Origin of the sequence: Kineococcus aridisoli (genome assembly GCF_050871885.1) — a bacterium.
Classification (GTDB): Bacteria; Actinomycetota; Actinomycetes; order Actinomycetales; family Kineococcaceae; genus Kineococcus.
Window position 1 is genome coordinate 1 of sequence record NZ_JBJLSF010000141.1, and the last position, 7,357, is coordinate 7,357.

At 76.4% G+C, this 7,357-nt stretch carries 7 protein-coding genes; 2 read left to right on the plus strand and 5 right to left on the minus strand.

Annotation, left to right across the window (positions count from 1 at the left end; genetic code table 11):
• Positions 1-50: 50 nt before the first annotated feature.
• Together ACRYM2_RS22360 and ACRYM2_RS22365 are read right to left on the minus strand one after the other, a co-directional pair.
• Positions 51-851 (minus strand): ABC transporter permease, encoded by an 801-nt coding sequence (locus tag ACRYM2_RS22360; RefSeq protein ID WP_432524846.1) that lies wholly within the window; start codon positions 849-851, stop codon positions 51-53.
• The gene (locus ACRYM2_RS22365; protein ID WP_432524848.1) at positions 848-1,873 is read right to left on the minus strand and encodes an ATP-binding cassette domain-containing protein; all 1,026 of its coding nucleotides are present in this window, start codon (positions 1,871-1,873) and stop codon (positions 848-850) included. The genes ACRYM2_RS22360 and ACRYM2_RS22365 overlap by 4 nt, the downstream gene beginning before the upstream one ends.
• Before the next feature lie 296 nt (positions 1,874-2,169).
• Between ACRYM2_RS22365 and ACRYM2_RS22370 the strand changes: the two genes are divergently transcribed.
• Positions 2,170-2,562 carry an STAS domain-containing protein gene (locus tag ACRYM2_RS22370; protein WP_432524850.1) on the plus strand — a complete coding sequence of 131 codons (393 nt, stop codon included), beginning with the start codon at positions 2,170-2,172 and terminating at the stop codon, positions 2,560-2,562.
• 30 nt (positions 2,563-2,592) lie between these two features.
• Here the strand turns inward: ACRYM2_RS22370 and ACRYM2_RS22375 are convergent, their stop codons facing one another.
• From ACRYM2_RS22375 to ACRYM2_RS22385, 3 genes are read right to left on the minus strand one after another with little or no spacing between them, the layout of a single operon-like run.
• Complete coding sequence (locus ACRYM2_RS22375) at positions 2,593-3,570, minus strand: SDR family oxidoreductase (protein WP_432524852.1); 978 nt, start codon at positions 3,568-3,570, stop codon at positions 2,593-2,595.
• 52 nt (positions 3,571-3,622) lie between these two features.
• The gene (locus ACRYM2_RS22380) at positions 3,623-4,633 is read right to left on the minus strand and encodes a CobW family GTP-binding protein (RefSeq protein WP_432524854.1); all 1,011 of its coding nucleotides are present in this window, start codon (positions 4,631-4,633) and stop codon (positions 3,623-3,625) included.
• Positions 4,630-5,355, minus strand: coding sequence for a nucleoside/nucleotide kinase family protein (locus tag ACRYM2_RS22385; RefSeq protein WP_432524856.1), 726 nt, complete (start codon positions 5,353-5,355; stop codon positions 4,630-4,632). Before ACRYM2_RS22385 ends, ACRYM2_RS22380 begins: the two co-directional genes overlap by 4 nt.
• Positions 5,356-5,382: 27 nt before the next feature.
• Between ACRYM2_RS22385 and ACRYM2_RS22390 the strand changes: the two genes are divergently transcribed.
• A complete protein-coding gene (locus tag ACRYM2_RS22390) occupies positions 5,383-7,119 on the plus strand; it encodes a phospho-sugar mutase (protein ID WP_432524858.1) in 1,737 nt (578 codons plus the stop codon).
• Positions 7,120-7,357: the final 238 nt, after the last annotated feature.

The window sequence follows — 7,357 nt, forward strand, 5'->3', positions numbered from 1 at the left end:
GCCGGGCCCGCCGGACCCGGGGAAGCGGTCGGCGGGCCGTCGGCGGCCGCTCAGCGGGCCGCGGCCCGCTTGTACTGGCGGGTGGCCAGCGGCACGAACACCGCGAGGATCACCACGATCCACAGCAGGGTGTAGAGCTCGGAGTTCTGCATCGACCAGGTGTCCAGCTGCGTGTTCGGCGGGACGTTGCCGAAGCGCTCGCGGGCGGCCTGCACGAGCGTGGAGACCGGGTTCCACTGCGCGACGGCCTTCAGCGGTCCGGGGAAGGTCTCCAGCGGCACGAACGCGTTGGTGACGAACGTCAGCGGGAAGATCGTCAGGAACGTCAGGTTGTTGAACGCCTCCGGCGTGCGGATGAGCAGGCCCAGCAGGCCCATCACCCAGGAGATCGCGTAGGCGAACAGCAGCAGCAGGGCGAACCCGACGACGGCGTCGAGCACCGAGGTCCGGATCCGCCAGCCGATCACCAGGCCCGTCAGGGACATGATGACGATGACGATGACGTTGAGGACGACGTCGGAGGCCGTGCGGCCCACGAGCACCGAGGACTGCGTCATGGGCAGCGAGCGGAACCGCTCGATGATGCCCTTCTGCATGTCGTCGGCGATCCCCGCACCGGTGACGGTGGCGCCGAAGATGACCGTCTGGGCGAAGATCCCCGGCACGAGGAACTCGCGGTAGTTCCCCCCGGGCACCCCGATCGCGCCGCCGAAGACGTAGCCGAACAGCAGGATGAACATGATGGGCGAGATGAGGGTGCCCACCAGCAGGTCGGGGATCCGGGTGATCTTCAGGATGTTCCGCTTGGCGATCACCGAGCTGTCGGCGAGCACCTCCGCCACCGCGCTCACGAGCGCACCTCCTCGGCCACCGCTCGCGCCGGGTCGTCGCCGCCGCCGGCGACCTCCTCGGCGGGCTTGCCCGTCAGGGTCAGGAACACGTCGTCCAGCGTCGGGCGGCGCACGCCCGCGTCGAGCGGGACGACGCCCACCTCGGCGAGGCGCTGCAGCACCTCCACGAGGGCGCGGCTGCCGGAGGTCACCGCCGCGGTGACCCGCCGGGCCCGGCGCTCCACCTGCAGCTCGCCGACCGCCACCTCGTGCAGCACGGCGGCGGCGGTGTCCACGTCGGCCTCGGAACCGACGACGACCTCCACGCGCTGGCCGCCGACCTGGGTCTTCAGGTCGTCGGCGGTGCCGCGGGCGATGACGCGGCCGTGGTCGATGACGACGATGTCGTCGGCGAGGCGCTCGGCCTCCTCCAGGTACTGCGTGGTGAGCAGCAGCGTGGTGCCGCCGCCGACCATCCGCGTCAGCAGGTCCCACATGTCGTTGCGGCTGCGCGGGTCCAGGCCAGTGGTCGGCTCGTCGAGGAAGAGCACCGGCGGCTCGGCCACCAGCGCCCCCGCGAGGTCCAGTCGGCGGCGCATGCCGCCGGAGTACGTCTTGGCGACGCGCTTGGCCGCGCCGGTGAGGTCGAACTGCTCCAGCAGCTCCCACGCCCGCTCCCTGGACCGCTTGCGGCCCAGGTGGTACAGCCGTCCCACCATGTCGAGGTTCTCGAATCCGGTGAGGTTCTCGTCGACCGCCGCGTACTGGCCGGACAGGCCGATGCGGCGGCGCACCTCGCGCGGGTCGGCCACGACGTCCACGCCCGCGACCGTGGCGGTCCCCTCGTCGGGGACCAGCAGCGTCGTGAGCATCCGGACCGTCGTCGTCTTGCCCGCGCCGTTGGGGCCCAGCAGGGCCAGGACGGTGCCCGTCGGCACCTCCAGATCGACGCCCGCCACCGCCGTGACGTCGCCGTACCGCTTCACGAGCCCTCGCGCCTGGACCGCCGGCGCGTGGACCGTTGGTGCTTCGACCGATGCCATGGAGCCGACAGTAGGTGGAGCCTCCGACACGTCGCACCGCCCTTTCTCCCGCCCCGCGGGTGTCACGGGGCGGACCGGCGGCGGCCGCGGAACTCATCGCCGCCGCGCGCCGCGGGGCGCCGCAGCGGGTCGCGGGCGCGGGTCGCGGGCGCTCCTGTGCACCGGTGCAGAGGTCCGACGCTCCACCGGGTTTCCGGGCCCCGGTCCCGCCCGCCGGTTGTGCCCGGGCCCGAGCAGGTCTAGCGTTCTGCCACGTCCGACAGTGGGCCGCCACCGCAGGCCAGCTGGAGGTTCTCGTGGACTCCCCCGACTTCGCCGTCCGGCACCGCTGGGCCGGCCCCGTGCGCGTCGTCCGCCCGGTCGGCGACCTCGACGCCGACACCGCGGAGCGGGCGGCGCCCGAGGTCCGCGCCGCCCTCGACCGCGCCCGCTGCGTCGTCCTCGACCTGTCGTCGGTGACGTTCCTGGACTGCCGGGCCGCGGGGGTGCTCCTCGCCCTGGCCCTCGAGGCCCGCGAGCGCGGCGGCAGGCTGCGGGTGGCCGCCCTGCCGCCCTGCGCCCACCGGGTGTTCGGCCTCTTCGGGCTGTACCCGGTGCTCGGCGGGCGCTCGGACGTGGCGGGCGAGTGCCGGGCCGCCCTCGACGACCTCGTCGACACCCCGCACGCGTGGGTGCGGGCCTCCGCCTGAGCGCCCGGGAGGCGGCGCCCGGGCGGGGCGTCAGCGGGCCAGCCGGGCCCGCAGCGCGAGCAGCGCCTCCCCCGGGCGCACGAAGCGCGCCGCCAGCGCGGTGAAGGGGCTGCGGCGCACCAGGTGCGTCACGTGCTCGCCGTGCACCCGCCCCGGCCCGGGCGTCGGGGTCTCGAGGATGTCCCGGCCGTTGTCGGGGCGGTCGCTGGTCTGCGCGGTGCGGCCCACCAGGCTGAGCACCAGGTCGGTGAGCGCCGGGTTGAAGCGCTGGCCCAGGACGAAGCCGACCGCCGCCCCGCCCACCGCGACCTCCCGGCGCGGGTGCTCCGCCACCCGGACGATCGTGCGGGCCACCAGTTCCGGCGCGTACACCGGCGGCGGCGGCTTGGTGAGGGTGCGGGTGTGGTTGCGGGAGTTCTCCCAGAACGGCGTCCCGATGCTCGCGGGCAGGATCGTGCTGACGGCCACCGGTGCGCCGTCCTGGGCCAGCTCCATCCGCAGGGAGTCGTAGAACGAGCGCAGGGCGAACTTGGAGGCCGTGTAAGGCGCGTGCATCGGCAGCGAGCGCACGCCCTCGACCGAGGCGATGCCGACGAGGACCCCGCCACCGGCGCGCAGCAGCGCGGGGACGGCCGCCTTGCTGGCGGCCACGTGGCCGAGGAGGTTCACCTCCACGACGCGGCGGAAGTCGACCAGCGGGGTCTGCAGGACGGTGCCGTAGACGCTGACGGCGGAGTCGTTGACCCAGGTGTCGATGCGCCCGAACCGCTCCTCGGCCTCCTGCACCAGGTGGTCCAGCGCGAGGGGGTCGGTGATGTCGGTCGGCACCGCCACCGCCCGCCCGCCGCTCGCGGTGATCTCCTCCACCAGCGTCCCGAGCGCGGCGGTGCTGCGCGAGGCGCAGACGACGGCCGCGCCCCGGCGGGCGAACTCCAGCGCCGTGGCCCGGCCGATCCCGCTCGACGCGCCGAGGACGACGACGACCTGCTCCCGCACCGGTCTGCTCATGGTGCTGGGCTACCCCGGCGCCGCCGACGGGAAACGGGGGTCCGGCGGGCGCTCAGGCCCCCTCGGTGCTGCGCAGCACCCCCATCATCGCCAGCTCGTCCTCCAGCGGTCCGCCCTGGTGCACGCAGGCCGCGAGGTCGGCGCGCAGCCGCTCGGCGTCCAGCCCCGCGCCGACGAGGACGAGCTCGGTGCGCCGCCGCGCCCCGCGCGGCCACGGGCCCCGCTCGAAGCGGACGGCGGCCCCGACGGTGTGCAGGACGAAGCGCTGCCCGTGGCCGTCGACGGCGAAGTGCACGAACCCCTTGACCCGGAAGACGCCGGAGGGCCGGGCGTCCAGCCAGCGCACGAAGGCCCGCGGGTCCAGCGGCGCCTCGCTGGTGAAGCTCACCGCGTCGTAGGCGGTGTGCAGGTGCTCGGCGTGGTCGGGCTCCTCGCCCAGCGCCAGCTGGCGCTGGCGGGGCGGGCCCACCTCGAACAGCAGCCGCGGGTCCACCCGCCCGTTCGCGGCCGGCACCACGGGCGCGAAGGCGTTCAGCTCGCGGCAGCGCGCGGCCACCCGGGCCAGCTGCTCGCCGTCCACGAGGTCGGTCTTGGTGAGCAGCAGCACGTCGGCCATCGCGACGTGGTCGTCCAGGCGCGGGTGGCGCGCGCGGGTCGCCTCGAACTCCACGGCGTCGACGGCGACGACCAGCCCGCCGTACTCCACGCCCGGGACCCGGCTGTCCAGCACCCGGCGCACCATGGCGGCGGGTTCGGCCACCCCGCTGGCCTCGATGAGCACGGCGTCCAGCCCCGGTCCGCGCCGGGGGGCGGTGAGGCGGGCCAGCAGCTCCTCCACCGTGCCGTCCTCGGTGGAGCAGCACAGGCAGCCGTTCTCCAGCGACACCGTGGCGTCGGCCCAGCCGGCGACGAGCAGCGCGTCGACGCCGACGGCGCCGAAGTCGTTGACGACGACTCCGAGGCGGACGTCGGCCGCCGAGCGCAGCAGCTGGTTGAGCACCGTCGTCTTGCCGGCGCCGAGGAAACCGGCCAAGACGACGACGGGGATCCCCGCGCGCGTCATCGTCCCGGACCGCGCCCGAGGCGCAGGTCGCCGGCCACGACGAGGTCGGCGGCGCCGCGCGAGGCGTCGACGAGCTCGGCGTTGGCGCCGTCGACGTCGCGGACCCAGGCGATCGCCGCGTCGCGGGGCTTGCCGAAGCGCCGGTGGCGGCCCACGAGGCGGTCGGTGCGCGCCCCGCCGGGGACGTCGACGAACCACACCTCGTCCAGCAGCGGGCGCACCGCTGCCCAGCCGCCGTCGGCCAGCAGCAGGTAGTTCCCCTCCGTCACCACCAGGGAGGTGTCCGCGAACACCGGGATGCTGCCGGCGACGGGCTGCTCGATCTCGCGGTCGAACGCCGGGGCGTAGACGACGGCCGGGTCCTGCTCGTGCGGCTGCGCCCGCAACCGCGCCAGCAGCGCGGCGTAGCCGGCGGCGTCGAAGGTGTCCGGGGCGCCCTTGCGCCCGCGCCGGCCGAGGCGCTCGAGCTCGACGTCGGCGAGGTGGAACCCGTCCATGGGGACGTGCTGGGCGCCGGGCACCGCCGCGGCCAGCGCCTGCGCCAGGGTCGTCTTCCCGGCGCCGGGCGGCCCGGTCAGCCCCAGCAGCGCCCGCCCGCCGGCGGCCAGCCGCGCGGCCCGCTCGACGAGGTCGGCGAAGGTGCGCACCGGACCCGCGCCCGGCTCCCCGCCCGGCTCGCCGGTCAGCTCGCCGGTCGGGTCCTGGATCGGGTCCGTGGCCATGCGGGCGACGGTACCCGCGCTCGTAGGGTGAGGCCCGTGAGCGCCGACCTGCCCGCCCCGACCGCCGGACCGACCGAGGAGCTGGTGGCCCGCGCCCGGGCGTGGGCGGCCGACGACCCCGACGAGCGCGACCGGGCGGAGCTGGCGCGGCTGCTGGCGGCCGCCGGGGACGGGGACGCGGCCGCGGCCGCCGACCTCGCGGACCGCTTCAGCGGCCCGCTGGAGTTCGGGACCGCGGGGCTGCGCGGGGCGCTGGGCGCCGGGCCGCACCGGATGAACCGGGCCGTCGTGCAGCGCGCGGCGGCTGGGCTGGGCGCGTGGCTGACCGGGCGCGCGGCGCGCCCGCGCGTCGTCGTCGGCTTCGACGCGCGGCACCGCTCGCGCGACTTCGCCGACGACTCCGCGGCCGTGCTCACCGCGGCCGGGTGCGAGGTGCTGCTGCTGCCGCGCGCGCTGCCCACCCCCGTCCTGGCGTGGGCGGTGCGCCGCACCGGCGCCGACGCGGGGGTGATGGTGACCGCCAGCCACAACCCCGCGCAGGACAACGGGTACAAGGTCTACCTCGGTGGCCGCGCGAGCACCGAGGAGGGGCGCGGGGTGCAGATCGTCCCGCCGGTGGACGCGGAGATCGCCGCGGAGATCGCCGCGGTCGGCCCCCTCGCGCAGCTGCCGCGCGCCGCGGGCGGCTGGAGCGTGCTCGGCGAGGACGTCGTCGAGGAGTACCTCGCCGCGGTCGTCGGCGCCGTCGCCCGCGAGGTCCCCCCGGGGGCGCCCGGCGTCCGCCTCGTCGTCACCCCGATGCACGGGGTGGGTGGTCCGGTGCTGCTGGAGGCGCTGCGCCGCAGCGGCTTCGAGGACGTGCACGTCGTCGCCGAGCAGGCCGACCCGGACCCTGACTTCCCCACCGTGCCGTTCCCCAACCCCGAGGAGGCGGGCGCCCTGGACCGGGCGCTGGCCCTGGCCGCCCAGGTCGGCGCCGACCTCGTGCTGGCGGTCGACCCCGACGCCGACCGCTGCTGCGTGGCCGTCCCCCGCCGCGGGGGCGGGGGTTTCCGCACGCTCAGCGGCGACGAGCTGGGGCGCGTCCTCGGCGACGAGCTCGCCGCCGAGGGTGCCGTGCTGGCCTGCTCGCTGGTCAGCTCGCAGGCCCTGGCCCGCACCGCCGCCCGCCGGGGCGCCTCCTTCGCCACCGCCCTCACCGGCTTCAAGTGGATCGCCCGGGTGCCCGGCCTGACGTTCGGCTACGAGGAGGCGATCGGCTACTGCGTCGCGCCGCAGGTCGTGCGCGACAAGGACGGGATCTCCGCCTCGGTGCTCGTGGCCGGCCTCGTGCGCCGCGAGCTGGCCGCCGGCCGCACCCTCGAGGACGTCCTCGACGACCTCGACCGCCTCGACGGCGTCCACCTCACCGCCCCCGTCACGCTGCGGGTGGACGACCCGGCGCTCACCGCCCGGGCCGTGGGCCGCCTGCGCGAGCACCCCCCGGCCACCCTCGGCGGCTCCCCCGTCACCACCGTCGACGACCTCGCCGACGGCGTCGACGGCCTGCCGCCCACCGAGGGCCTGCGCTTCCGGACCGCCGACGGCGCCCGCGTCGTCGTCCGCCCCAGCGGCACCGAGCCGAAGCTGAAGTGCTACTGCGAGGTCGTCGTGGACGTGCCCGCCGACGCCCCGGCGCAGGAGCTGGAGCGGGCGCGCGAGCGGGCCGCCGCGCAGCTGGAGCGGGTGCGCGCCGACGTCCGCGCGGCCACCGGCCTCGGCTGACGGCCTCGGCTGACGGCACCGCGCGGCGGGTGCGCGCCCGGTCCGGCCGCGGGGCTGACAGGACGGGGCGGCCGTGCCATGCTGGTCCCCGAGCCGGTCGGATCGGTGTGGGGAAGCTCCGGTCCGGCCGGCTCCCTCGTGCGGTGAACAGCCCCGCACCCCCTCCCCCTGCACCCCTGGTCCCCGCCCCAGCCCGCCCCGCCCCGCCCGGCGCACCCGCCGAGACGACAAAGCCCCC